This window comes from Nocardioides sp. P5_E3 (genome assembly GCF_054049275.1).
Genome location: NZ_JBFUMR010000038.1, coordinates 14,316 through 37,211 on the forward strand (window position 1 = coordinate 14,316; position 22,896 = coordinate 37,211).

General features: G+C 70.6%; 23 protein-coding genes, 1 other RNA gene and 1 riboswitch. Of the genes, 6 read left to right on the forward strand and 18 right to left on the reverse strand.

Translation table 11 applies throughout. From position 1 onward, the window contains the following. Nucleotides 1–16 precede the first annotated feature (16 nt). Genes ACXJKB_RS19930 through ACXJKB_RS19940 form a run of 3 tightly spaced genes read right to left on the reverse strand, consistent with a single transcriptional unit; the run spans nucleotide 17 to nucleotide 2,657 of the window. Nucleotides 17–1,795 (reverse strand): DEAD/DEAH box helicase, encoded by a 1,779-nt coding sequence (locus ACXJKB_RS19930; RefSeq protein WP_457191482.1) that lies wholly within the window; start codon nucleotides 1,793–1,795, stop codon nucleotides 17–19. After that, nucleotides 1,792–2,079: a DUF3039 domain-containing protein gene (locus ACXJKB_RS19935; protein ID WP_191196396.1), complete on the reverse strand. Its 288-nt coding sequence runs from the start codon at nucleotides 2,077–2,079 to the stop codon at nucleotides 1,792–1,794. Before ACXJKB_RS19935 ends, ACXJKB_RS19930 begins: the two co-directional genes overlap by 4 nt. A 23-nt stretch (nucleotides 2,080–2,102) precedes the next feature. After that, the gene (locus ACXJKB_RS19940; RefSeq protein WP_457191484.1) at nucleotides 2,103–2,657 is read right to left on the reverse strand and encodes a YqgE/AlgH family protein; all 555 of its coding nucleotides are present in this window, start codon (nucleotides 2,655–2,657) and stop codon (nucleotides 2,103–2,105) included. Nucleotides 2,658–2,728: 71 nt separating this feature from the next. Between ACXJKB_RS19940 and ACXJKB_RS19945 the strand changes: the two genes are divergently transcribed. After that, entirely contained in the window at nucleotides 2,729–3,373 is a 645-nt protein-coding gene (locus tag ACXJKB_RS19945; RefSeq protein ID WP_457191486.1) for a TetR/AcrR family transcriptional regulator, read from the forward strand. Here the strand turns inward: ACXJKB_RS19945 and ACXJKB_RS19950 are convergent. The 3 genes from ACXJKB_RS19950 to ACXJKB_RS19960 form a co-directional block, all read right to left on the reverse strand. Next, complete coding sequence (locus ACXJKB_RS19950; protein WP_457191488.1) at nucleotides 3,357–4,382, reverse strand: DUF3048 domain-containing protein; 1,026 nt, start codon at nucleotides 4,380–4,382, stop codon at nucleotides 3,357–3,359. The genes ACXJKB_RS19945 and ACXJKB_RS19950 overlap by 17 nt on opposite strands. A gap of 164 nt (nucleotides 4,383–4,546) precedes the next feature. Then, a complete protein-coding gene (locus ACXJKB_RS19955) occupies nucleotides 4,547–5,107 on the reverse strand; it encodes a C40 family peptidase (RefSeq protein WP_457191490.1) in 561 nt (186 codons plus the stop codon). 1 nt (nucleotide 5,108) lies between these two features. Next, nucleotides 5,109–5,315: riboswitch (cyclic di-AMP (ydaO/yuaA leader) on the reverse strand. Nucleotides 5,316–5,423: 108 nt separating this feature from the next. Beyond that, complete coding sequence (locus ACXJKB_RS19960; protein WP_457191492.1) at nucleotides 5,424–6,191, reverse strand: SDR family NAD(P)-dependent oxidoreductase; 768 nt, start codon at nucleotides 6,189–6,191, stop codon at nucleotides 5,424–5,426. Between the two features lie 93 nt (nucleotides 6,192–6,284). Here ACXJKB_RS19960 and ACXJKB_RS19965 point away from each other — a divergent pair, with 93 nt between their 5' ends. Next, the gene (locus ACXJKB_RS19965; protein ID WP_457191494.1) at nucleotides 6,285–7,349 is read left to right on the forward strand and encodes a phosphatase PAP2 family protein; all 1,065 of its coding nucleotides are present in this window, start codon (nucleotides 6,285–6,287) and stop codon (nucleotides 7,347–7,349) included. Nucleotides 7,350–7,359: 10 nt separating this feature from the next. Here the strand turns inward: ACXJKB_RS19965 and ACXJKB_RS19970 are convergent, their stop codons facing one another. After that, nucleotides 7,360–7,776 (reverse strand): HIT family protein, encoded by a 417-nt coding sequence (locus ACXJKB_RS19970; RefSeq protein WP_457191496.1) that lies wholly within the window; start codon nucleotides 7,774–7,776, stop codon nucleotides 7,360–7,362. Nucleotides 7,777–8,030: 254 nt separating this feature from the next. Here ACXJKB_RS19970 and ACXJKB_RS19975 point away from each other — a divergent pair, with 254 nt between their 5' ends. Genes ACXJKB_RS19975 through ACXJKB_RS19985 form a run of 3 tightly spaced genes read left to right on the forward strand, consistent with a single transcriptional unit; the run spans nucleotide 8,031 to nucleotide 10,175 of the window. After that, nucleotides 8,031–8,741 (forward strand): excalibur calcium-binding domain-containing protein, encoded by a 711-nt coding sequence (locus ACXJKB_RS19975; RefSeq protein WP_457191498.1) that lies wholly within the window; start codon nucleotides 8,031–8,033, stop codon nucleotides 8,739–8,741. Nucleotides 8,742–8,777: 36 nt separating this feature from the next. After that, on the forward strand, nucleotides 8,778–9,293 hold the full coding sequence (locus ACXJKB_RS19980; protein WP_457191500.1) for a putative immunity protein: 516 nt from the start codon (nucleotides 8,778–8,780) through the stop codon (nucleotides 9,291–9,293). 9 nt (nucleotides 9,294–9,302) lie between these two features. Further along, nucleotides 9,303–10,175 (forward strand): cobalamin-binding protein, encoded by an 873-nt coding sequence (locus tag ACXJKB_RS19985; protein ID WP_457191502.1) that lies wholly within the window; start codon nucleotides 9,303–9,305, stop codon nucleotides 10,173–10,175. Between the two features lie 7 nt (nucleotides 10,176–10,182). On the opposite strand, the gene ACXJKB_RS19990 is transcribed toward ACXJKB_RS19985, so the two are convergent. Next, the gene (locus tag ACXJKB_RS19990; protein WP_457191504.1) at nucleotides 10,183–10,665 is read right to left on the reverse strand and encodes a GNAT family N-acetyltransferase; all 483 of its coding nucleotides are present in this window, start codon (nucleotides 10,663–10,665) and stop codon (nucleotides 10,183–10,185) included. Between the two features lie 51 nt (nucleotides 10,666–10,716). On the opposite strand from ACXJKB_RS19990, the gene ACXJKB_RS19995 reads away from it, so the two are divergent. Further along, nucleotides 10,717–11,286, forward strand: a complete 570-nt coding sequence (locus tag ACXJKB_RS19995; RefSeq protein ID WP_300046285.1) for a TerD family protein — start codon at nucleotides 10,717–10,719, stop codon at nucleotides 11,284–11,286. Between the two features lie 10 nt (nucleotides 11,287–11,296). Here ACXJKB_RS19995 and ACXJKB_RS20000 read toward each other — a convergent pair whose 3' ends face one another. The 10 genes from ACXJKB_RS20000 to ACXJKB_RS20045 all read right to left on the reverse strand — a co-directional run bounded on the left by ACXJKB_RS20000 (nucleotide 11,297) and on the right by ACXJKB_RS20045 (nucleotide 22,823). Continuing rightward, nucleotides 11,297–11,782, reverse strand: coding sequence for an RDD family protein (locus tag ACXJKB_RS20000; protein ID WP_457191507.1), 486 nt, complete (start codon nucleotides 11,780–11,782; stop codon nucleotides 11,297–11,299). Nucleotides 11,783–11,796: 14 nt separating this feature from the next. Next, entirely contained in the window at nucleotides 11,797–12,573 is a 777-nt protein-coding gene (locus ACXJKB_RS20005; RefSeq protein ID WP_457191509.1) for a hypothetical protein, read from the reverse strand. A 340-nt stretch (nucleotides 12,574–12,913) separates the two neighbouring features. Next, nucleotides 12,914–14,149 (reverse strand): AAA family ATPase, encoded by a 1,236-nt coding sequence (locus ACXJKB_RS20010; RefSeq protein ID WP_457191511.1) that lies wholly within the window; start codon nucleotides 14,147–14,149, stop codon nucleotides 12,914–12,916. Continuing rightward, nucleotides 14,130–15,737 carry a hypothetical protein gene (locus ACXJKB_RS20015; protein WP_457191513.1) on the reverse strand — a complete coding sequence of 536 codons (1,608 nt, stop codon included), beginning with the start codon at nucleotides 15,735–15,737 and terminating at the stop codon, nucleotides 14,130–14,132. The genes ACXJKB_RS20010 and ACXJKB_RS20015 overlap by 20 nt, the downstream gene beginning before the upstream one ends. A gap of 472 nt (nucleotides 15,738–16,209) precedes the next feature. Next, nucleotides 16,210–16,580, reverse strand: a transfer-messenger RNA (tmRNA) gene (ssrA, locus tag ACXJKB_RS20020). A 69-nt stretch (nucleotides 16,581–16,649) separates the two neighbouring features. After that, a complete protein-coding gene (locus ACXJKB_RS20025) occupies nucleotides 16,650–18,425 on the reverse strand; it encodes a hemolysin family protein (RefSeq protein ID WP_457191515.1) in 1,776 nt (591 codons plus the stop codon). A 171-nt stretch (nucleotides 18,426–18,596) separates the two neighbouring features. Continuing rightward, nucleotides 18,597–19,514 carry an ROK family protein gene (locus tag ACXJKB_RS20030; RefSeq protein WP_457191517.1) on the reverse strand — a complete coding sequence of 306 codons (918 nt, stop codon included), beginning with the start codon at nucleotides 19,512–19,514 and terminating at the stop codon, nucleotides 18,597–18,599. After that, nucleotides 19,511–21,028, reverse strand: a complete 1,518-nt coding sequence (locus ACXJKB_RS20035) for a glycoside hydrolase family 3 protein (RefSeq protein ID WP_457191519.1) — start codon at nucleotides 21,026–21,028, stop codon at nucleotides 19,511–19,513. Before ACXJKB_RS20035 ends, ACXJKB_RS20030 begins: the two co-directional genes overlap by 4 nt. Beyond that, a complete protein-coding gene (locus tag ACXJKB_RS20040; protein ID WP_457191521.1) occupies nucleotides 21,025–21,864 on the reverse strand; it encodes a carbohydrate ABC transporter permease in 840 nt (279 codons plus the stop codon). Before ACXJKB_RS20040 ends, ACXJKB_RS20035 begins: the two co-directional genes overlap by 4 nt. Beyond that, complete coding sequence (locus tag ACXJKB_RS20045) at nucleotides 21,861–22,823, reverse strand: carbohydrate ABC transporter permease (protein ID WP_457191523.1); 963 nt, start codon at nucleotides 22,821–22,823, stop codon at nucleotides 21,861–21,863. The genes ACXJKB_RS20040 and ACXJKB_RS20045 overlap by 4 nt, the downstream gene beginning before the upstream one ends. Nucleotides 22,824–22,896: the final 73 nt, after the last annotated feature.

Here is a 22,896-nt window from a genome sequence, read left to right on the forward strand (position 1 = left end):
GGCAGCGGATCCAGGCTCAGGAGGTCTTGCGCACGGCCCACTCGCGGATCCGGTTGATCCGCTCGTGCAGCTGCTCGGCGTTGGCGACGGCCGCCGGCGGCCCGCCGCACTCCTTGCGGAGCGCGTTGTGGGTGATGCCGTGGGCCTGGCCGGTCCGGTGGTGCCAGGCGGCGACGAGGCCGTTGAGCTCGCGCCGGAGCACGCCGAGCTGCTGGTGCGTGCTGAGCTCCTGCACCGAGTCGACGACGCGGTCGCCGACACCGTCGGCCTTCTGCTTGCGGGCCCGCTCGCTCTGCCGCGAGTGCAGCAGCTCGCGCACCTGGTCGGCCTCGAGCAGGCCGGGGATCCCGAGGAAGTCCATCTCCTCCTCCGAGCCGGCCATCACCTCGCCGGAGTGGCCGAACTGCGCGCCCTCGTAGAGCACGTGGTCGAACGACGCGGTGGAGCCCAGCGCCTCCCACGACATCTCGAGCTCGCCAGACGCGGCGTCCTCGGCGTTGGCCGCGGCGAGCAGGCCCTCCTCGGCGGCGAAGATGTCGTCCTCGTCGTTGACCCGGCGGCCCAGCACGTGGTCGCGCTGCGCCTCCATGTCGGAGGCGAACTCGAGCAGGTGCGGCACCGACGGCAGGAACACCGACGCGGTCTCGCCGCGCGAGCGGGCGCGCACGAAGCGGCCGACGGCCTGCGCGAAGAACAGCGGCGTCGACACCGTCGTCGCCCAGACCCCGACGGCCAGGCGCGGAACGTCGACGCCCTCGGACACCATCCTGACCGCGACCATCCAGCGCTGCTCGGAGTGGGTGAACTTCTCGATCTTCTTCGAGGAGCCCTTCTCGTCCGACAGCACCACGGTCGGGGTCTCGCCGCTGATCTTCTTCAGCAGCGCCGCGTAGGCGCGGGCGGTCTCCTGGTCGCCGGCGATGACCAGGCCGGCGGCGTCGGGCACGTGGCGGCGTACCTCCGAGAGGCGCCGGTCGGCCGCCTCCAGCACCGCGGGGATCCACGACCCGCGCGGGTCGAGGGCCGTACGCAGCGCCTGGGCGTGCATGTCCTTGGTCAGCGGCTCGCCGAGCCGGGCGACGATCTCGTCGCCGGCGCGGGTGCGCCACTGCATCTCGCCGGAGTAGGCCATGAAGAGCACCGGGCGGACGACGTGGTCGGCGAGCGCGTGGGCGTAGCCGTAGGTGAAGTCGGCCGACGAGGTGGGGATGCCGTCGTCGCCGGGGGCGTAGGTGACGAACGGGATCGGGTTGATGTCGGAGCGGAAGGGCGTTCCCGTCAGTGCGAGCCGACGGGTGGCCGGGTCGAAGGACTCGCGGACGCCCTCGCCCCACGACAGCGCGTCGCCGGCGTGGTGGATCTCGTCGAGGATCACCAGCGTCTTGAACCGCTCGGTGCGGATCCGCATCGCGAGCGGGTTGACCGCGACACCCGCGTAGGTCACCGCGATCCCGACGTAGTCGTCGGACGTCCGGCCCTTGCCCGCGGAGTAGGTCGGGTCGATCGGGATGCCGGCCCGGGCCGCGGCCTCGGCCCACTGGGTCTTGAGGTGCTCGGTGGGCGCCACGACCGTGATCCGGTCGACGATGCGACGGCTGAGCAGGTCGGCCGCCACCGTCAGCGCGAAGGTGGTCTTGCCGGCGCCGGGGGTCGCGACCGCGAGGAAGTCGCGCGGCTGGCGGGACTGGTAGTGGTCCATCGCCGCCTGCTGCCAGGCGCGGAGGGAGGGCGCGGTGCCCCAGGCGGCCCGGTCGGGCCACGCGGGAGGCAGCGGCGCGTCAGGCCGCCCCGTCACGCCTCGGGACCCGAGCCGTCAGAGCCGTTGCCGCCGGACTTGCCCGGGTTCATCGAGTCCCAGATCTCCTTGCACTCCGGGCAGACCGGGTACTTCTCAGGGGACCGCGAAGGCACCCACACCTTGCCGCAGAGCGCGATCACGGGCGTGCCCATCACCATCGCCTCGGTGAGCTTGTCCTTCGGCACGTAGTGCGAGAACCGCTCGTGGTCACCCTCGTCCGTCGGGACGGTCTGACGCTCTTCGATCGTCTGGGTGCCCGGGGAGAATCCGATGGTGCTCATGATGGGCAAGCCTAACGCGAGGACTAGTTCATGTCGGGATCGACGGGGCGGTTCACGTGCCAGGCGAGCATGCCGGGCTGCCGGCGCATCACGTCGCGCCACAGGCCGCCCGGGTCGTCGCGGAACGCGTCGGCGGCCTCGCTGGTGACGACGTACCAGCTGCCCTCCTCGACCTCGCCGTCGAGCTGGCCTTCGCCCCAGCCGGCATAGCCGGCGAAGACGCGCATCGCGCGGAGGGTGCCGTCGACGAGCTCGGTCGGGGTGTCGAGGTCGACCATCCCCAGCAGCCCGGCGACCGGTCGCCACCCGACGGGCGGGTCGCCGGGGTCGCGCAGCGCGCCGACCGCGAGGGCGCCGTCCGTCCCGACCGGTCCCCCGCGGAACAGCACCTCCGGCTCCGCGACCACGTCGCGCCACGGCTCGAGGACGTCGGCGACCAGGATCTGGGAGGGGCGGTTGAGGACGACGCCGAGGGCGCCCTCCTCCGTGACGTCGAGCAGCAGCACGACCGTGTCGGCGAAGTTGGGGTCCTGCAGCGCCGGCGTCGCCACCAGCAACATCCCCGAAGCGAGCTGCATGGATCCACTATGGCCGACCCCTCGGTGCGACACACCACCCGCGCGAGCCGGGGTCACCTAGGCTGCGATCCATGGAGACCCGGCGGAAGCGCTACTCCGAGGCGACCAAGCAGGCGCTCGTCGAGGTCGCCGAGCGTCTCTTCACCGCGCACGGCTACTCCGCCACGTCGCTGGACGCCATCGCCGCGGGCGCCGACGTCACCAAGGGCGCGCTCTACCACCACTTCAGCGGCAAGCAGGCGATCTTCGAGGCGGCCTTCGAGCGGGTGCAGTCCCGGGCGACGACGGGGATCGCCGACGCGGCAGCGGGGCACCCGGACCCGTGGGACAAGGCGCAGGCCGGGATGCGGGCCTTCCTCGAGGCGGTCCAGGAGCCGGCCTACCGCCAGGTCGTCGTCTCCGACGGCCCCTCGGTGCTCGGCCACGAGCGCTACCGCGAGCAGGAGGAGCGCTCGACGTACGCCCTCGTCGACGAGATCGTGCGTTCGGTGCTGACCGCCGAGGGACGCGACCTCGACGACGCGATGCTCGACACGTTCACGCGTATCTTCTTCGGCGCCATGTCGGCCGCGGGAGGCTCGGTCGCCGTCAGCGACGACCCCGCCGCCGCGGCCCTGCGGGTCGAGACGGCGATCGGCGTCATCCTGGCCGGGCTCCAGCGCCTCCTCGACGAAGGCGCCGGAGCGCTGGCGCCGGGGACTACTTCGCGAACGTGACGTTGCCGTTGACGGCCGGCACGAGCTCCACCCACACGTGGCCGGCGGGCACGGTGAGGTCGCCGCCCTTGGTGGAGAGCTCGATCGCGCCGGTCAGACCGTCCTTGGTCCACGTGCCCTTCACGACACGGCCGCCGTGGAAGAGCAGCGCAGCGCCCTTGCCCTCGAACTGTGTCTCCGGGACCGGGTAGCCGGCCGGGTCGCGGTAGCCCGCGTCGCCGACGCGGACCCGCAGCACGAGCACGGAGTCGGCCGGGAACTGGTCGCCCTCAGCGGCGTAGGAGTCGGTGTTGACGTAGCCGCCCTGCTGGAACTGCCAGCTGGTGGAGTGGGCCCCGAAGTCGGCGGTGAGCGTGCTGGCCTTCGCGCCCTTCGGCAGGTCGGCCTCGTCGCCCCACGGGAGGTAGGGGGGCGGCTCCTTCTCGGCCTTCAGGCGCTTGGAGATGTCGCCGAGCTTGGCGAAGAGGTTGTAGGGCGCCGAGCGCGACGTCTCGCGGTAGACGCCGGCCGCACCCTCGGTGATCCACGGGATGCCGGCGCCGTTGATCCGGTTGATCGTGACCGGGGCCGCGCCGCTGGTCACGACGGTCGCGCCCGGCGGGACGATCCCGATGTCGCTGGCGCGCATCGAGCGCACCGGGCCGATGGCGGCGGGCACCTTGGAGTAGTAGAACGCCGCGAGGCGCGTGTAGCCGCCCTCGACGAGCTCCTCGACGACGAGGTCGGCCGAGCCGAGACCCACCTGAGGGGCGCTGGAGGACGTGTTGTCGACCTTGGTGACGACGACGGGGTGCCGGGGTGCGTCGCCCTTGCGCTCGAGACCGGTCAGGGGCCAGTACGTCGGCTCCGGCGGGGCCTCGGACGTCTCCGAGCTGGTCGGCTCGGACGACGCGGAGGCGCTCGGGGCGGGGTCGTCGTCCCCGCCGCTGCAGCCGGCGAGGAGGAGCGTGGCCGCCGCGAGGGTGGCGACGATCGCACGGGGCGACGAGAGGTGGCGACGGTGACGCACGGGGAGCTCCGATCGAGCGGGGGTGTCGAGCCGGGGGGCTCGGGTCTGGCGGTTCTCTGGAAAGTCTGGAGGCGCGCCCTCCCCGATCGGGGAAGGCGCGCCACAGGGTAGATCAGCAGGAAGTACCTACCAATCCGGGCCTGTCACCCGGAGGCAGGCGCCGATCAGGCGCGGCGGACGGTCCCGGCGAACCAGGCGGACGTCCACGGGACGGCGACGCGTACGCGCTGTCCCGAGCCCGGGGAGTGCACCATCACGGCGTGCCCGTGCGACCAGCGCAGGAAGATCGCGGCGTGGTAGACCCCGCCGCTGCCGTAGAAGAACATCAGGTCGCCGGAGCGCATGTCCTTCTTGGCGATGCGGCGAGCCTGTCCCGCCTGGGCGCTCGACGTGCGCGGCAGCGCGAGGCCGGCGCGGCTGTAGCTGTACTTCACCAGGCCGGAGCAGTCGAAGCGGTCCGGGCCGGCGGCGCCGTACGCGTAGGCGTCGCCGCGCTGGCGCATGGCGATGTCGCGTGCGGTGAGCACGCGGTTGGCCACCCGACGCTTGGCGCTGACGGGCGCCGTCCTCTGCGTCTTCTTCGCGGTGGTCGTGGTGGAGGCGTTGTCGGACGTGCTGCCGCCGGTGGCGGCGGTTGCGGGCATGGCACTCATCGTCGATGCGGTGATGCCGAGCCCGGCGAGGGCGAGCGCGAGGGCTCGCGCCTTACGAGGGGTCGCAGGCATGGATGTTCCTTTCCCACGCCTGTGAGGTGAGCTGTCGGGCTAGGGCTGGAAAGTGCCCTGCCACCGTGCTCCCGTGGTGCTGCTGGGAGGCTGGCGGCTTCGCCCCGAGCCGGTCGATGACCGGCGGTGGAACCTGTGGGTCCCCCACTCCTGCCCCGGTGTGTCTCGGGGGTCGTCCCGGCCGGGCAGGACTCGGCGTAGTCCGGGACGGTTGGGTCTCTCGACCGCCATCCAAGGTGACAGACGACCCCAAGGGACGCAAAACCGGCCACGTCCCCGAGCGTGGGGCGTGGCCGGGATCACGCCCGGAGCGCGCTCAGCCGAGCTTGCGGCCCCCGTCGACGTACAGCGTCTGACCGGTGATGAACGACGCCTCGTCGCTGCACAGGAACGCGGCCGCGGCCGCGATGTCATCGGGCTGCCCGACGCGCCGCACGGGCGTCGCCTCGGCGTTGAGCCGCTGCAGCTCCTCGGGCTCCATCTTGAGGCGGCGCGCGGTGGCATCGGTCATCTCGGTGGCGATGAACCCAGGCGCGATGGCGTTGGCGGTGACGCCGAAGGGGCCGAGCTCGATGCCGAGCGTGCGGGTGAGGCCCTGGATGCCCATCTTGGCCGCCGAGTAGTTGGCCTGGCCGCGGTTGCCGAGCGCGGAGACGCTCGAAAGGTTGAGGATCTTGCCGTACTTCTGCTCCACGAACCGGGACTGAGCGGCCTTGGTCATGTTGAAGACGCCCTTGAGGTGGACGTTCATCACGAGGTCCCAGTCCTCCTCGGTCATCTTGAACAGCAGGTTGTCGCGCGTGATGCCGGCGTTGTTGACCAGCACGTGGATCCCGCCGAGCTCGTCGACCACCCGCTGCACGGAGGCCTCGGCGGCGGCCGCGTCGACGACGTCGCAGCCGATGCCCACAGCGCGGGCGCCGTCGGCGAGCTCGAGCCGGCCGGCAGCCTCCTGGGCGGCGGCCTCGTCGAGGTCGAGGACCGCGATCGAGGCGCCCTCGCTCGCGAGGCGCTGCGCGATGCCGAAGCCGATGCCTCGGGCTGCTCCGGTGATGACGGCGACACGGCGGTCGTAGCGACCCATGAGGACTCCTGGAGGTCGAGGTGAGATGTCCGGCCGAGGTTACCGCTCGCTCTGGTCCGGTCCACCGCGGCCGGGGGTCGCTACGGTGGACCCATGGGTCGGGGGGAGTTCCGAGCGGCGGCCGTGGTCGCGGCCGTGATGGCCGCGCTGGCAGCGCTGGTCGCGTGGACCCATCATCTCCCGCTGCGCGATCCCGACGGGGCGTCCCTGCCGACCTGGTTCCGGCTGCCGGTGATCGTCGCCTCGGCGGTCGCGCTCGACGTCGCCGCGCGGTGGGTGCTGCTCGTCCGGCGCGGCGGCACGGCCGCGCGCGTCGCCCTCCGGACGGTGCTCGTCGAGCGGTGGAACCGCGACCAGATCCTCTTCACGGTGAGCGGGCTCGTCACGTGGTACGTCGCCTACGTCGCGTTCCGCAACCTCAAGAGCTACGTCCCGTTCGTCACCGACCGGCTGGCCGACTCCCAGCTCGCCCGGATCGACCGCGTGCTGTGGCTCGGCCACGACCCGGCGGTCGTCCTCCACCACATCCTGGGGACGTCGTGGGCCAACTGGGTGATGGCGGGGGTCTACCTCGTCTGGATCGGACTGGTGCCGGCCAGCCTGGCGATCGCGCTGGTGTGGACGCGCCGGTCGCCCGCCGGCGCGTGGTACGTCACGGCGATCTCACTGGACTGGTGCCTGGGCGCGGCCCTCTACTTCACCGTGCCGTCCCTCGGACCCGTCTACTCCTCGCCCGAGTGGTTCGCCTCGTTGCCGCACACCCCCAACACCTCGGTCAGCGAGATGCTGCTCGCCGACCGCATCGAGGTGTTGGCGGGGCCTTGGGACACCGGCACGGTGCAGACGATCGCGGCCTTCGCGTCCCTGCACGTCGCCGTGATGTTCACCATCTGCCTCATGGCGGAACAGATGAGGCTGCCCGTCGCGATCCGGGTCCCAGCGTGGGTGTTCCTCGCGCTCACCTGCGTGGCGACGGTCTACCTGGGGTGGCACTTCTTCGTGGACGTGCTCGCCGGCTTCCTCGTCGGCGCCGCTGCCTTCGTGCTGGCGGCCAAGGTCACCGGCAACCCGCTGCGCCGTCGCGACGAACCGTGGGCGTTCCGCACCGCGACCGACGTGTCGCACGAGGTCGAGGCCCTCCCCGGCCGACGCGGCTGAGCCACCGCCCTCACCCGTCGATGAGCGCCACCCTCAGGCGATCGGCGTACGCCGCTGCCTCGCCGTCGGCGTACTTGGTGCGGGGCCAGAAGAAGCCGCGCAGCCCGTCGCCCTTGGTGCGCGGGACCACGTGGAGGTGGAGGTGCGGGACGGACTGGCTGACCGTGTTGTTGATCGCCACGAACGACCCCTGCGCGCCGAGGGCGTCCTTGACCGCCGTCGCGAGCCGCTGGGCCGCCGCGAGGAACCCGTCGCGCTGTCCCGCGGGGAGGTCCGGGAGCGTCTCGAGGTGGGTGCGCGGCACGAGCAGGACGTGCCCCTTGAAGACCGGCCGGGTGTCGAGGAACGCCACCAGGTCGTCGGTCTCCAGCACGAGGTGACCGGGCACCTCGCCCGAGATGATCTGGCAGAACACGCATCCGTCCACGTCACGGATGGTGCCACGGGCTCCCCCCACACGTGCGCCGCCACGATCGCGGCGCGGGTCGTAGCCTGCGCGTGGGGAACCAGATGCAGCCGCGAGCCCCCCACCGGCCTGCGCCTCGTTCCCCAGAGGCGGTTCTCGGGGCGGCGATCTGTACTTCACCTGACGGGAGGAGACTTCGCCCGATCCACCGACGCGCCGGCCCCTTCGGTGTGAACCTTCAGTGTCAGCACCACCGATATCCCGTGGGGGAACACATGCACCACCAGCTCGTCCGCGCGCTCGCTCTCGCCATCGTCGCCCTGGGCCTCGGCTTCTCGGCTCCGGCGCCCGCCTCTGCCGTCATCGACCGCGACTGCGGCGACTTCGCGAGCCAGGCCGCCGCCCAGAACTTCTTCCTGAACGCCGGCGGCGGCGACCCGCACCGCCTCGACGACGACGGCGACGGTGTCGCGTGCGAGTCCAATCCCTGTCCGTGCATCGGTCGCGGCAACACCTCGCCGCAGCAGCTCGCCGACACCGGCAGCAACCAGACCCAGGCCCAGCAGGGACCCCGGACCTACCGCGAGACCGGCAACGTCGTCCGTGTCGTCGACGGCGACACCCTGCACGTCCGGCTGCGCGGCGGGTCGCAGGTCTCCGTGCGCATGCTCGGCATCGACACCCCCGAGCGGGGCCGCTGCGGCGCGAACGACGCGACCGCCAACCTCCGCAGGCTCGCCCCGGTCGGCTCGACCGTCCACCTCGTGTCCGACCGCACCCAGGCCGCGAAGGACCGCTACGGCCGGCTGCTGCGCTACGTGCAGCGCCAGGGCGGCTACGGCGACCTCTCGTTCCGTCAGGCCTGGGACGGCTTCACCCGGCCGTACGTCTTCGGCGGCACGCCCGTCGCCCGGCACCGCGAGTACGTGCGCGCCATCGACAACGCCCGCGACCACGCGCGGGGTGCGTGGCGCGGCTGCTGGTGACGGCGCCCTGATCCGGCTCGGCGATAGCGTCGGGCCATGATCCTGCCGGCCGTGCGCGACCCGCGCCTGGTCACCGTCAGGCGCGGCGGCACGCTGACCGACGAGGACCACCACCGGCTCGCCCTGTGGGCCGCGGAGTGCGCCGAGCACGTGCTCCCGCTCTTCGAGGCCGCCCGGCCCGACGACCTCCGGCCCGGCGAGGCGATCGCCGCCGCCCGCGCCTGGACGCGCGGCGAGCTGTCGATGATGCAGACCCGCGTGCTCGGCGGGCACGCCATGGGTGCGGCTCGCGACCTGAGGGGTGCACCGCGTTTCGCGGCGTACGCCGCCGGGCAGGCTGCGGTGGTCGCCCACGTCGCGGAGCACGACCTGGGGGCAGCGGCGTACGCCATCAAGGCCGCCGGGGCGGCCGCCCCGGCGGGTCACGAGGAGGTGGCACGTCGCGACGAGTGCCGGTGGCAGCGCGACCGGCTGCCCGTCGAGGTGCGCGACCTGGTGGTCGAGGACCAGCGCCGCCGCAACGCGATCTGCTGGGACGTCTTCGACGACTAGGGTCGCCCGATGCGCATCGTCTCGCTCATCCCCTCCGCCACCGAGATCCTGTTCGCGGTCGGGGCGGGTGACGACGTCGTGGGCGTCACCTTCGAGTGCGACCACCCACCGGCCGCCCGCGAGCGGCGCGTGGTCTCGACCTCGGCGATGCCGGAGGGGCTCGGGCCGAAGGAGATCGACGACTTCGTCGGTGCGGCCCTTGCTGCGGGCGAGGACCTCTACCGCCTCGACGCCGACGCCCTCGCGGAGCTCGACGCCGACCTCGTCGTCACCCAGGATCTCTGCGCCGTCTGCGCGGTGGACGTCGGCACCGTCGACGAGGCGCTCGGCTTCCTCGGCTGCCGCGCCGAGGTGGCGACGATCGACCCGCACACCCTCGACGACGTGCTGGCGTCGATCACCGAGCTCGGGCGCATCACCGGCCGCGACGGGCAGGCGACCCAGCTGGTCACCGAGCTCAACGCACGCCTCGCCACCGTCGCCGAGGCCGTCGCCGGCCTCGACCGGCCGCGCGTGCTGGTGCTCGAGTGGACCGACCCGCCCTTCGCGCCCGGGCACTGGATCCCGGAGATGGTCGCCCGAGCCGGCGGCGAGCCCACCCTCGGCGTCGCCGGCACGAGGTCGAGCCGCATCACCTGGGACGACGCCGTCGCCTCCGAGCCGGACGTCGTCGTCTGCGCACCGTGCGGCTTCGACCTCGAGGGTGGCGTCACGCTCGCCACGGAGGTGCGCGACCGGTTCCCCGGCGTGCCGGTGTGGGCCGTCGACGCCGACGGGCACTTCGCCCGCCCGGGGCCGCGTCTGGTCGACGGCGTCGAGGCGCTGGCCGGGATCCTGCACCCTCAGGCGGTCGCGCCGTCGGCGCACGCCCGCCAGGCCTGACGGCTCGTCAGCCGCTCTCCGGACGCACCAGCACGTCGAACTGCCGCCCGTCCCGGCGCGCAGCGAACGACCCGACCCGCTCGAACCCGAGGGACTCGACGGTGCGGCGCGCACGCGTGTTGAACGACGCCACCGTCACGCGGAACGCCGGCGGCGCCCAGGTGGCGCGACCGAACGCGAGCCCGGCCCCGATCACCGCACGACCGAGACCCTGGCCCGTGAGCGAGGGCCGCAACCCGCCGCCCGTGTCGAGCGCCGCGTCGTCGTACTCCCACCCCGGCACCTGCCCGTCCGGCCCGAACGAGCGGAAGCCGATGAGGCGCTCCCCCGCGAGCACCGCGTGGAAGCCGAGCGCCGGGTGGAGCAGCTCGTCGGGGTCCGCGCCGATGAGGTCGTAGACGTCGTACGGCGGGTCGTAGCGCCAGGTGGCGAGGTCCTCGGCGTGCTCGCGCGTGAGAGGGGCGATGCGGATCGCAGCGGGGTCGATCACGCCGCCCATCCTGTACGTTCGGAACGTCTACGACGACCGGAGGAGCGACCCGTGATCGAGCTGGCCAAGGGGCAGGAGCTCACCCTCACCACCGAGGACGGGTCGAGCCTGACCACGGTGCAGATGGCCGTCGGCTGGGACCACTCCCCCACGGCCGGTTTCATCGGCAGCGGAGCACCCCCGATCGACCTCGACGCCTCGGCCGTGCAGTTCGCCGGCGACCAGTTCTTCGACCTGGCGTTCTTCAACAACCTCGCCACCCGTGACGGCTCCGTGGTGCACCTCGGCGACAACCTCACCGGCAAGGGCGAGGGTGACGACGAGGTGATCACCGTGGACCTCGGTCGCGTCTACCCGCGGGTGGACACGATCCTGTTCATGGTCAGCAGCTACCAGGGCCACTCGCTGGAGTTCATCCGCAACGCCTACTGCCGCCTCGTCGACCACGACGGCACCGAGCTCGCCCGCTTCACGCTCACGCTCGGGGTCCGCGAGACGGGGCTCATCATGGCCAAGCTGTTCCGCGACGGCCCGGTGTGGAAGCTCCGCCCGATCGGGACCGGCATCGCGTTGAAGACGCCGACGGACTCGATCGAGGCGCTCGTTCCCTTCGTGCGGTGACACCGGGTCGTCAGCCCGGCCGTGCCCCCCAACGGGCGGAGGGATGGGGAAGCCAGTCGTAGACCACCGAGGTGCGCAGCACCAGGTCGTGGATCGAGCGACGGTCGCGGTCGACGGCGCACCACAGCAGGCCCACCGGGAAGAACGCGCACGTCACTGCTCGCACGAACGCCCGGACCAGACCCAGCAGGTCGCCGTTCCTGGTCGTCACCCGGATCCCCCAGAGGTGGTCGCCGAGGCTGCGACCGGCCATCCACCAGGACACAGTCAGATACACCACGAGGTAGGCGAGGAAGAGCGCCACCGACCACAGGAGCGAGGCGTCGGGCATGCGGAAGCGGCGCGGGTCGAGCACGAACACGAGGGCGACCCAGGCCGCGTACGAGCCAGCCAGCGCGAGCGCCACCACCAGGGCGTCGACGACGCCTGCTGCCAGACGTGTGACGACGCCGGCGTTGGCCCCCTGGTAGGAGCGCGCTTCGCGGGGGACGCTCACCATCTCCGGCTCGGTCACGGCGGGTCCGCCGGGGTGGCGCGCTTGCGGCGCCGACGGAACAGGTGGTTCTCCAGGCTCCTGCTGAGGGCCTCGTCTGCCGAGATCCCGGTCATCCGCGCGCCGCGGATGGTCTCCGACGCCATCGAGCCGGACGAGTCCCGGATGATGGCGGGCAGGTCGATGGCGTCGATCACCTCCTGGACCATCGCGACGAGGTCGATCCGGTCGATCACCGCATCGATGTCGAGCCTCCCGGCGATCGCGTCGATGTCGACGCCGGCCACCGCTGCGTCGAGGTCCACGCCTGCCACGATCGCGTCGAGATCGACGCCCGCCACGGCCGCGTCGAGGTCGACCCGCTTCACGATCGCGTCCACGTCGACGCGGTCGACGACCGCCTCGATGTCCACCGCGCGTACGACGTCGTCGAGGTCGACGTGGCGGAGGACCAGTCCGGTCAGGTCCAGGTGGGAGACCACCCGCTCCACGATGACGGGCGTCCAGTGGTCGAGCAACGTCTGCGCCGCTCGCAGCATCTCGTCGCGGCGAGCCGCGCCGTGTCGGGCCGCGTCGTCGAGCAGCGTCGCCGGTTGCCAGCGCTCGGGGACGAAGCCAGGGCGCCAGAGCACCCGCTGGTGCAGGAGGGGCAGGCCCACGACGGCACGGCCCAGCGCCGCGCCGGTGCCGACGACGGCACCGGCCACTCCCAGAGCGACGTCGAGGGCCAGCTGTGGCTCCTGCAGGACGGCACCCTCGACAGGCACTCGCGGCGTCTGCGCCAGTCGTGTCATCTCCCCAGACTGCTGCTGCGCCGCCGTTGCCGCTTCCCCCGTTCGGGATGAGTGACCGGCTCGATCGGGAACGACGAAAGACCTCCCTGCCGGACGTGCGTGGCAGGGAGGTCTCATCGTCAAGGGGGCTTGTGGAGCTGCGGGGAATCGTGGATTGGAGAAGCCGCAGGTCAGGCATCAGATTCTGCGAACTCGATCGGGGCGTCGCACCCGCCGTGCTCGAAACCAGCACCCATCGACTGAATGATCAGGAACGCCTGCAGATGGCGGGACACCCGGGCGGGCCGTCTTGGCAACCCGTCGTCACGCCGCGACCTCGCGTGAGCCGGCCCGGAAGTGCCTATGCCACCGGGGTCGCTCTCTTCCAATACTCCGAGTAGTCGACAGGAAGCGCAGGCATACGTACTGCGATCGCCGAGCCTGGAGCGTCTCTGCCCGTGATGACGCCGGACGTGGGAAGCACGAAACCCGTACCGAACCCAGGAAGAGCGAGGTGCCGATCATGCAGATCCGCACGGTCGTAGTACTTCATCAGTCGAATCTCAACGTCGTCGATCGACGCGATCTCGTCCCGTACTCGATCATCGAACCGTAAGACGTCGCGATCTTCGCAGGTCAGCAAGCGAAGCCGGGCACCGGTTCGCTTCCTCAGGTCGAGGAGGAACGCTCTGAGCGCAGCGGGATCCGCACACATGTAGCGGTCGACCCAGTAAGCGTACTCGGCCCCGGCGAGCATTTCGGCGAACTGCTCCACTGACTCTGCCTGCGATGGTGGCCACCCAGGAGCTCGAACTTGGACCTCAGCACACAGCTCGGATTCCTCCACAACCTGCGCGAACTCGAACACACCATCTTCGTTCAAGGAGCCGAGCGACAGGAGCGCCTGTTGGGCGAAGCTATCTGCTTCCCGGTGATCCTTCGCTCCAAGAAGAACCTCGATTGCAGACGTCGGCAGATCATTGGAAATCGCGTGGGCGTCGGCCTTCAGGTACTCGACGACTTGATACGCCCGAGTCGATGAACTCGCCGCATCCAACCGCCGCGCAAGTGAGGTGGCGGTCCCGGTGAGTCGAATCAGATCACCCCAGCTGAGCCCGAGGCTTTCGGCATCCTTCTCTTGGAGCACCGGCTGCGAAATCGTTCGCGCTCGACTCAGCAGAGGGCTACCCGAGAATCGAAGCGTTAGATCGTCTCCGAATCGGCTGGTGAGCAGTGCGCCGACGTCCTGCGCAACCGGACCGTCTACCAGCAACCCATACAGCATCGAGTGGAGCGCGCCCCCACCCGACCGCCGGATAGCTCTCCCATAATCGTCAAACACGACTTGAGCAACACCACATCGGGCGACTGTGTCCGCGACTGTTCGCCGCAGTTCATCGCGTCGAGTGACCTGAAACTTCTCATCGAAGTCTCTGCCCGACACGAAAATGGCACTTTCCCCGAGTTCGTCCGCGACGGCTTTGGCGAGGGATGTCTTCCCTGACCTCGGCAGTCCTCGTGTCAGCAGGATCGCTCCGTCGAAAACTAGCCCTGCAACGTCCTCGATCCACTCCCTGTCACTCGGCAGCCAAGTCACGCATGGACCTCTCTACAGATCGGATCCTGGCTGTCAGCGAGTCGGGTATCAACAGGCCATACGGGGCGGCGTGCGCGACATGTCGTCCATCCTCCTCGAGCAACATTCGTGCCACGTTGCGTTCATCGAGGTCTGGAGACCAGAGAGACCTCAGGTACACCGCCTCTTCTGGGAACCACTCGGAGTAGGAGTCAAGGATTTCAGCGGACTGCTGCAGCGGCGTTCCTTCCCCACGAGCGTTCGCCGCTCGCAGTACGGAAGGCAGCAACAAGTGCCAAGGCACGTCGCCTTTCGGGCGCTCAGCACTCGCTAGCGAGCACGCCTTGCGGCTGAGTAAGGGGTGGCCGCCGTATTCGGCAAAGAGGTAGTCGATCACGGCGTGCTCTCGAATTCGGATACCCATCCTTCGGCCGAGGTCACGAACCATTTCTGCCATCTCGTCTCGACTCATCGGAGACAGGAACATCAGGCGGACGAGTTTGTAAAGGAGATTGTCCGCACCGGAAGGAAGTAGCGGTCGCTCGAACAAGGCGGGATCAGTGCCTGCGCACACCAGAACGATCCCGGAGCGGTCATCAGCCCCTTGGATCAGACCTCGCAACTGGGTCAGGGCGATGAGTAGGTGCTGAGCTTCCTCAGGTCCCAGGTACGACCGAGCCGGATACGCCTGGTCGATTTCATCGATGAAGACCTCTAGATGGTCGCCCACATAGTCGATGATCAGCTCGATGTCCTTCAGCCAGTGCGAGCGGAGAGTCGACACTCCTCCCCTGGAGTCTCCTGTCGAGCTGAGGGTCTTCAGACGAGGAAGCGAACTGAAGTCTTGGTCACCTGCCTTCAGGTCCTGAGCGGCCTTGAACGCACCCTCGACGAACCGTCGCCTGAAGTCATCGGCGTCACTCAGACCGCTGATGTCGACTGTGACGACCGGCCGAGCGGCCTCGCGTCTCTTACCTGCCACTAAGTTCAGGAGCGAGGTCTTACCTGCCTTGCGCAGGCCAAAAACGCCAGTTGACTGACCCCGATCCAGCGCCGAGATCATGCGGTCAAATTCAGCCTGGCGGCCGAAGAAACCACTCGGGTCCTTGATCGGCGCTGTGATGTCGTAGTGATCGACAGAGGTCAGGACCTCAGCCATCCGATGCCGGACCTCTGGTTGATCACTTCCTAGGTTCCGAAGGTCCAGATCGATGACMGCAAATTCTCCTCGGCGCCGGCGGACCATCCGATCGACGGACGGGTCGCAGGTGGCCAAGACGAATAGTCCCGGGTCGACCCGGGGATCCTTACGAATTCGCTGTTGAGCGAGTTCAAGCAGTCGAGGTTCCACGCGGTCGTACTCCGCGTAGACCAGTTGAAGTTCGAGATGTGCGTCGAACATCTCCGCGACATTTTCGGACAACGTGATGTTCAGCCACCAGCGCCTCCGATCCAGGCTGTCCCGCTCGAGACGCCAGACGCCGCAACCTGAGCGAGTCAGATACGCAAGAAGCTGGGCTCCGAACTCAGTGGACCGGGTGAACTGCTCGCGGAACTCCCTCAACTTCAGTTGATTGGCCGTGAGCCCGCGGGCTCCGTCGTGACTCATCCGTCTCCTAAACGCAGGAACTGCGTGGTCCGCCTGGGTCGGGGCGAACCGCTGCTCGTGGGGCGGGCAGTTGACAGACACAACCATAGGCAGGGCCGCGCGTATCTCTGGCTCGCAGGAGGAGATCGCTGCCCCAGAAAGACAGCTGTCGTCCCCCGACCAGGAGCGCTCGGTCCGCCGATGCACCGCCCCCGTAGAGAATCCGCATTAACAGGGTCGTGCCGGTGCTGTTCGGACCTTGGCGAGATCAGTTGCCTTCACAGGTGGAGGCTATCCGCGGCTCCCGACCTCGCGCTCAAACCTCTGAAGTCCGCCATGACCAACCAGACGTCGCGGGTGGCCCAAGGCGCACGAAAGCCGCCCCGACGGGTGTCGGGACGGCTCTCGTTCAAGAGGGCTGGCTCCCAGTGGTGTGACCCGCCGGGACCGGCAATTCTGCGGAAGATCTCCGCTGATTTCTGCGAAGACCCCCTTGTGGAGCTGCGGGGAATCGAACCCCGGTCCTCGAGCGTCGATCCAGGTCTTCTCCGGGTGCAGTCAGTGTTGTCGCTTTTCTCGGCCCCGGCGCTCGCACAGACACGTCGCCGACAGGCCCAGTCAGGATTGAGTCCCGGTCACCCCTCCTGACAGAGAGTGACCAGCAAGTCCCCTAGATGAGGCCTGGATCCGGGACGGAGACGGGTGCCCGGTCAGACCCTTCGATCACTGCTCAGGCAGCGAGAGCGAAGTCGTTGCGATTGGTGTTGGCAACTATGGATTTCCAGCGATCGTTTACGAGATGACGCTGGCTTCTCGACCCGCTTCCCCTGGAACTAACGTCCCAAGTCGAAACCGATCAGCCCCTCTTGTGTTGTCAAGCAGGCCCGAGCCCACGGCTCCAGCCTACTGGTCCCAACCGACAGATCGCGAACGCTATTCCGTCGGGCGCAGCGGCTCGGAGTGCCACGTGTCGTCGTCGAGGCGCCACAGCTGGCGGTCGTTGCCCACCGCCAGGTCGTCGGGGACGTCGTGATCGAACTCGAGCCCGGCCTCGCGAAGCGCCTGGGTGTACTCACCCCAGGCCGCGGCGTGCCTGGCCTTCGCGTCGTCCTTGTCCTGGTCGGTGGCCCCGACAGGGAGGAGGACGCCGCCGTGCGGCACCTCCCACCCGGTCGGTACGTCGCTGCCGTCGGGGGCGATCCCGAACAGGCGCTCGTCGGTCGTCCGGTGACCAGCCCGCACCAGGAGCGTGCCGTCCTCCCGCCAGAGGAACCGGACCGACCAGCCGTGGCCCTTGAGGTGCCCGTCGCGGTGCGCGGCGACGGCGTCGTCGGGCAGGAAGAGCCCCCACGAGCTGAAGTGGTCGGCGAACGCCTGCTGCTGGGGCGTCGGCCCAGCCACGTGCTCGTCCGTCCCGTCGGCTTCTCCCGTGTCGCCGGACTGGGCAGGCGCGGCGCCCAGGCGTACGCGCGTGATGCGGTGGCCGTCGATCTCGACGACCTCGAGGCGACGGTCCTCGACCACCACCGAGTCACCGACCTCGCCCATCCGCGCGAGGCGGTGGAGCACGTAGCCGGCGACGGTCTCGTAGGGACCGTCCTCCAGCGCGACGCCGGTCCGCTCGGCGAACTCCTCGATCGTCAGCCCGGCGTCCACGGTCGTGGGGTCCTGGGACGCGGCGGTCTCGGCGTCGGTGTCGTACTCGTCGTGGATCTCGCCGACGAGCTCCTCCATGAGGTCCTCGAGGGTGACGATGCCGTCGGTGCCGCCGTACTCGTCGACCACGAGGGCGATGTGCGCGCCGAGGCTGCGCAGCTGGTCGATGGAGGGCAGGACCCGGTTGGTGCGCGGCAGCACCGGCAGCTCGCGGGCAATGTCGGCGACCGGCGTCGAGCTGTCGTCCGCGCGGCCGAGCACGTCGCGCAGGTGGAGGTAGCCGAGCACCTCGTCGAACGACGTACCGGTCACCGGGTAGCGGGTGTAGGGCTGCTCGACGATGACGGCGACCGCCTCGGCAAGGCTCATGTCGCCGCGGAGGAAGACGACGTCGCCTCGCGGCTTCATCACCTCGCTGAGCGAGCGGTCACCGGCCTCGAAGACGTCGTCGACGAGTCGTCGCTCGCCCTCGGGGATGTCCTCGTGGCCGGAGATCATCATCCGCAGCTCCTCCTCGTCGACCTCGTCGCCGGCGGCGTCGGGGTTGCCGCCGAGGAGGCGGACGAGCAGGTTGGTCGAGAGCGACAGCAACCAGATGACCGGTGTCATCACGGTGGCGAACTTGCCGAGCGGCGGCGCGAAGAGCTTGGCGACCCCCACCGAGCGCTGCAGCGCGAGCCGCTTGGGCACGAGCTCACCGAGGACGAGCGACAGGTACGACACGACGAGGGTGGTCACGATCAGCGACACCGCGTCGGGCGCCGGGGTGCCGAGGCCCTCGAAGACGGGTGCGAAGGACGGTGCGAGCGTCGAGGCACCGAAGGCGGCTGAGAAGAAGCCCGCCACGGTGACGCCGATCTGCACGGCCGAGAGGAACCGGTTGGGGTCGCGGGCGAGGGAGGCGACCGCGTGCCCGCGGCCCCCCTGGGTGTCGAGGCGCTCCACCTGTCCGGAGCGCAGCGAGACCAGCGCGATCTCGGTCGCCGCGAACACACCGCCCACCAGGATGAACGCGAGGACGAGCAGGACGTCGATCCACGTACCGGCTTCCACGGCGACAACCTAGCCCGTGCCACCTATCGACGCCGTCGCGAGCGGCGTCAGGCGGGTGTGATGGCAAGGCGGAGGGCCGAAGGCGGGCCGCTAGGCCCGTCGAGCGCGCGACAACGCGGCCAGCGCGCCCGCATGTCGTCGCGCAGCAGGCGAGAGATGGGTGGACCGGGCTTAACGAGTTGCCACCAGCGCGGCGCCGACGGCGGCGACGGGGTAGTGCAGCGGCACCATGCTGAGCCGGTCGGCGAGGCCGAGCGAGGCGAGGAACGGCGACCCCTCCCCCAGCGACCGCAGCTGGCGGACCACCTGCTCGCGCAGCGGTTCGCCGACCTCGGCGACCCCGCCGCCCAGCACGATGCGCTCGGGGTCGATCGTGAGGCCGAGGGCGCGGACCGCGCTGGCCACGCCCCAGCAGAAGCGGTCGCGCACGGCCACGGCCGCGGGGTCTCCCGCGGCGGCGGCCGCGAAGAGTGCCGCGGCGGGCGGTCCGTCGGGGGTGGGCCAGGCCCTCGCGAGGGCCCGGCCCGACGCGATGGTCTCCAGGCAGCCGGTCTGGCCGCAGCCGCACGCCTCGCCCGCGGGATCGACCGGCAGGTGGCCGATCTCGCCGGCCGCTCCGTGCTCGCCGCGACGCAGCCGGCCGTCGACGACGAGCCCGGCCGCGAGTCCCGTGCCGACGCTGAGGTAGACCACGTCGTCGGCCTCGACCAGCGCGCAGGCGGCGAGCGCGGCGGCGTTCACGTCGTTCTCCACGACCACCGGCACGCCGAGACGCTCAGCCAGCAGGTCGCGCAGCGGCAGGTCGTCGCCGTTCACATCGAGGTTGACCGCGTGCCGCAGCATCCCGCGCTCGCTGTCGACCAGTCCGGGCACGCCGACACCCACGCGCCAGTCCAGGCTCCGACCGCTCTCCCGCGCGAGGGCATGGAACACCCGCTCCGCGGTCGCGACCACCCCGTCGGCGCCGGGTCGGGTGGACTCCCTGACCTGGGCCAGGATCGTGCCGTCCTCGCCGAGCACGACGCCATGCGTCTTGGTGCCACCGATGTCCAGGCCGACGCTCCGCGTGCCCGACAGTGCGGGGTTCACCGCGTCCACCCGGCCCCGCGCAGCACCCGCGTCACCGCTTCGACGCCCGGCGCGGACGAGCCCCGCGTGCTGATGGTCGTGAGGCCGACGTCGTGGGTCGACGGCCAGCCCCACTCGACGACGACGGCGGGCCGCCCGTCCTCCGCGAGCGCGCGCAGGAAGGCCAGCACCTCGGGGCGTCGGCCGGCGTCGCGCACCTGCACGACGAGGGGTACGCCGCCCGGGACCGCGTCCGGCAGCCCGTCCGCCAGCGACCCCGGGTCGAGGCGATGGTCCGCCGGGAGGCCCCACGCCACATCGCCGACCGCGATGTTGGCCGCGGTGTCGACGCTGACGACGACGGCGCCGGCGAGGCCGGGCAGCGCGCCGTCTACCCGCGTCGCGGAGGCGGCCGCAGAGGCCTGTCGGGAGGCGTCGGGAAGCTCCGGGTGGGTCGCGGTCGCGGGCACGCGCATCGCGGCGACGCGACCGGCGGCGTCCGCGAGCCGGTCGTGGGCCAGGCGGCCGTCCGCGACGGCAGCGACGACCGCGTCGCGGACCTCCAGCACCATCGCGGCGGGCTTGTCGGGGCCGAGGCAGAGGAGGTCGCACCCGGCGGCGAGGGCCAGGACGGCCGAGTCGGGGATGCCGAGCACGGCGGACGCACCGGCCATGTCCAGCGCGTCGCTGACGACGACGCCGTCGAAGCCGAGCACCTCGCGCAGCATGCCGAGCACGAGCGGGCTCAGGGTCGCCGGACGGTCGGGGTCGATCGCGGGCACGACGATGTGCGAGGTCATCACCGCCGCGGTGCCGGCCTCGACCGCGGCGTCGAAGGGCACCAGCTCGCGGGCCGCGAGGGTGTCCGGGTCGACGTCGATGCGGGGCAGGTCGAGGTGGCTGTCGGTGGCGGTGTCGCCGTGGCCGGGGAAGTGCTTGGCGCACGCCGCGACACCGGTGGACTGGAGTCCGCGAGTCCAGGCCGCCACGTGGGCGGCGACCTGCTCGGGGTCCACGCCGAAGCTGCGGGTGCCGATGACGGGGTTGTCGGGGTCGCTGTTGACGTCGGCGTCCGGGGCGAGGTCGAGCGTGACGCCCACCGACGCGAGCTCGTGGCCCACCCAGCGGCCGACGGCCTCGGTGAGCTCGAGGTCGGCGGCGCCGCCGAGGGCCGCGGCACCGAGCACGGGGCTCGGCTCGCGGGTGTGCAGCCGGCTGACGTCGCCACCCTCCTCGTCCACCGCGACCACGGCGGCGGGGTTGGCGGCGCGGATCTCGGCGCTGAGGGCGGCGAGGGCGGCGTGGCCGTCGGCGGTGTTGCTGCCGAAGTAGCAGATGCCGCCGAGACCCTGCTCGAGCAGCGCGCGGTAGTCGTCGGGCAGCGTCGTGCCGGCGAAGCCGGGCAGCAGCACCCGCAGCGCCAGGGCGCGGAGGTCATCGGTGCGACTCTCGGTCGACTGGGTCGCCTCGGGGTCCCCGCGGCGTTGTTCGGGGGAGCGCAGCGGAGGAGAAGAACGTCGTGGGGTGAGGTTCATCCCTTCACCGCGCCCGCGGTGAGCCCGCTGACCATCCGGCCCTGCACGACGAGGAAGAAGATGATGACGGGCACGGCGATGAGGGTGGAGCCGGCCATGATCCCGCCCCAGTCGGTGCCGCGGTTGACGTCGGTGAAGGTCGACAGCCACAGCGGCAGCGTCCGCTGGTCCTCACGCGTCATCACCACGAGCGCGAGGGTGAACTCGTTCCACGCCTGGATGAAGCCGAAGACGCCGGTCGCGACCAGGCCGGGGGCTAGCAGCGGCAGCGTGACGCGGAAGAACGCCTGCACGCGCGTGCACCCGTCCATCATCGCGGCCTCCTCCAGCTCGTACGGCACCCCCGCGACGAAGCCGCGCAGGGTCCAGATCGTGAACGGCAGCACGCCGGCGACGTAGACCAGCGTGAGCCCGACGACGGTGTTGAGCAGGTCCATCGTCTCGAGCATCTTGTACTGGCTGATGAACAGCCCCTCCACCGGGATCATCTGGATCACCAGCAGGGTGATGATGAAGGACAGCCGACCGCGGAACCGGAACCTGCTCACCGCCACGGCAGCGACGAACGCGAAGAGCAGTGCCACGGTGATCGTGAGGCCGGTGACCATGAGGCTGACCTGGAGCGCGTCGAGGAACTGGTCGGTGCGGAAGACCGTGCGGTAGTTGTCAAGGTCGCCGCCGAAGGGCACCCAGGTCGGGGTCGGGCTGCGGATCTCGTTGCGCGCCAGGAACGAGCTGTTGACCATCCAGTAGACCGGGAAGGCCGAGACGAGGAACGCGAGGACACCGAGCGTGTTGGCGGTGATGCGCAGGGCGGGTCGGGTCGGCCGGCTCATCGTGCCTCTCCCTCCTGTCGGAGCATGGCGCGGACGTAGGGCGCGGTCAGCACGACGGTGAGGGCGAGCATGAAGATCGCCACCGCCGCGGACAAGCCGAACTCGCCGCCGCCGATGCCGAGCCGGTAGATGTAGGTGCCGAGCAGGTTGGTGTCGCGGGCGCTGCCGCCCGCCTTCTGGAGGATGTAGATCTGCGAGAAGACGCGCAGGTCCCAGATGATCTGCAGCAGGCCCACGACGAGCAGGACCGGGCGGATGGTGGGCAGCACGACGTGGCGGAAGCGTGAGACCGGACCCGCGCCGTCGATCTCGGAGGCCTCCATCAGCTCCTCGGGCAGCTGCGTGAGCGCGGCGTAGACCGTGAACGCGACGAACGGCACGCTCATCCACACGACGATCACGGTCGCGACGAAGAAGAAGGACAGCGGCCGCAGGAGCCACCCGTGGCCCTCGAAGTCGAGGCCGAGCCCGGTGAGGACGTAGTTCACGACGCCGTACTGCGTGTCGAAGAGCCACTGCCACACCGTGAGCGAGGCGACCACCGGCATCGCCCACGCCAGCAGCAGCCCGGTCTGCACGAGGAGACGTACGCCGCGCGACATGTGCCGCATCAGCAGCGCGAGGCCGACGCCGATCGCCATCGTGAGCGCCGCGTTGACGAGGCAGAAGGCGATGGAGCGGAGGGTGACCCGCCACAGGTAGCCGTCGGCGACGAGCGTGCGGTAGTTGTTGGCGCCGACCCACTCCGGAGGTCGGCCGAACTGCTGGGCGAGGCCGTAGTCCTGCAGGGAGAGCACGACCTGGCGCACGAGCGGGTAGCCCAGTGCCACCCCCAGTGCCAGCACGGCCGGCACCAGGAGCGCGTACGGCAGCACGGTGGCGCGGCTGCGACGGGGGGCCGTGCCGGTCGCGGGCTCCTGGGAGGTGTCACGGGTCGTGTCGCTGAGCGTGCTGCTCATCGGTCCTCCTCTCCGGTGCCGGTGTGATTGTCGCGCGGGCGCGCACCGGTGGGGGCAGCGGCTGGCGCCGCCC

Coding starts and splice junctions, on each gene's coding strand:
- ACXJKB_RS19935 (WP_191196396.1), bottom strand. CDS start 2,079: ATGAGCACCATCGGATTCTCCCCGGGCACCCAGACGATCGAAGAGCGT.
- ACXJKB_RS19940 (WP_457191484.1), bottom strand. CDS start 2,657: ATGCAGCTCGCTTCGGGGATGTTGCTGGTGGCGACGCCGGCGCTGCAG.
- ACXJKB_RS19945 (WP_457191486.1), top strand. CDS start 2,729: ATGGAGACCCGGCGGAAGCGCTACTCCGAGGCGACCAAGCAGGCGCTC.
- ACXJKB_RS19955 (WP_457191490.1), bottom strand. CDS start 5,107: ATGCCTGCGACCCCTCGTAAGGCGCGAGCCCTCGCGCTCGCCCTCGCC.
- ACXJKB_RS19960 (WP_457191492.1), bottom strand. CDS start 6,191: ATGGGTCGCTACGACCGCCGTGTCGCCGTCATCACCGGAGCAGCCCGA.
- ACXJKB_RS19965 (WP_457191494.1), top strand. CDS start 6,285: ATGGGTCGGGGGGAGTTCCGAGCGGCGGCCGTGGTCGCGGCCGTGATG.
- ACXJKB_RS19975 (WP_457191498.1), top strand. CDS start 8,031: ATGCACCACCAGCTCGTCCGCGCGCTCGCTCTCGCCATCGTCGCCCTG.
- ACXJKB_RS19980 (WP_457191500.1), top strand. CDS start 8,778: ATGATCCTGCCGGCCGTGCGCGACCCGCGCCTGGTCACCGTCAGGCGC.
- ACXJKB_RS19985 (WP_457191502.1), top strand. CDS start 9,303: ATGCGCATCGTCTCGCTCATCCCCTCCGCCACCGAGATCCTGTTCGCG.
- ACXJKB_RS20005 (WP_457191509.1), bottom strand. CDS start 12,573: ATGACACGACTGGCGCAGACGCCGCGAGTGCCTGTCGAGGGTGCCGTC.
- ACXJKB_RS20035 (WP_457191519.1), bottom strand. CDS start 21,028: ATGAACCTCACCCCACGACGTTCTTCTCCTCCGCTGCGCTCCCCCGAA.
- ACXJKB_RS20040 (WP_457191521.1), bottom strand. CDS start 21,864: ATGAGCCGGCCGACCCGACCCGCCCTGCGCATCACCGCCAACACGCTC.
- ACXJKB_RS20045 (WP_457191523.1), bottom strand. CDS start 22,823: ATGAGCAGCACGCTCAGCGACACGACCCGTGACACCTCCCAGGAGCCC.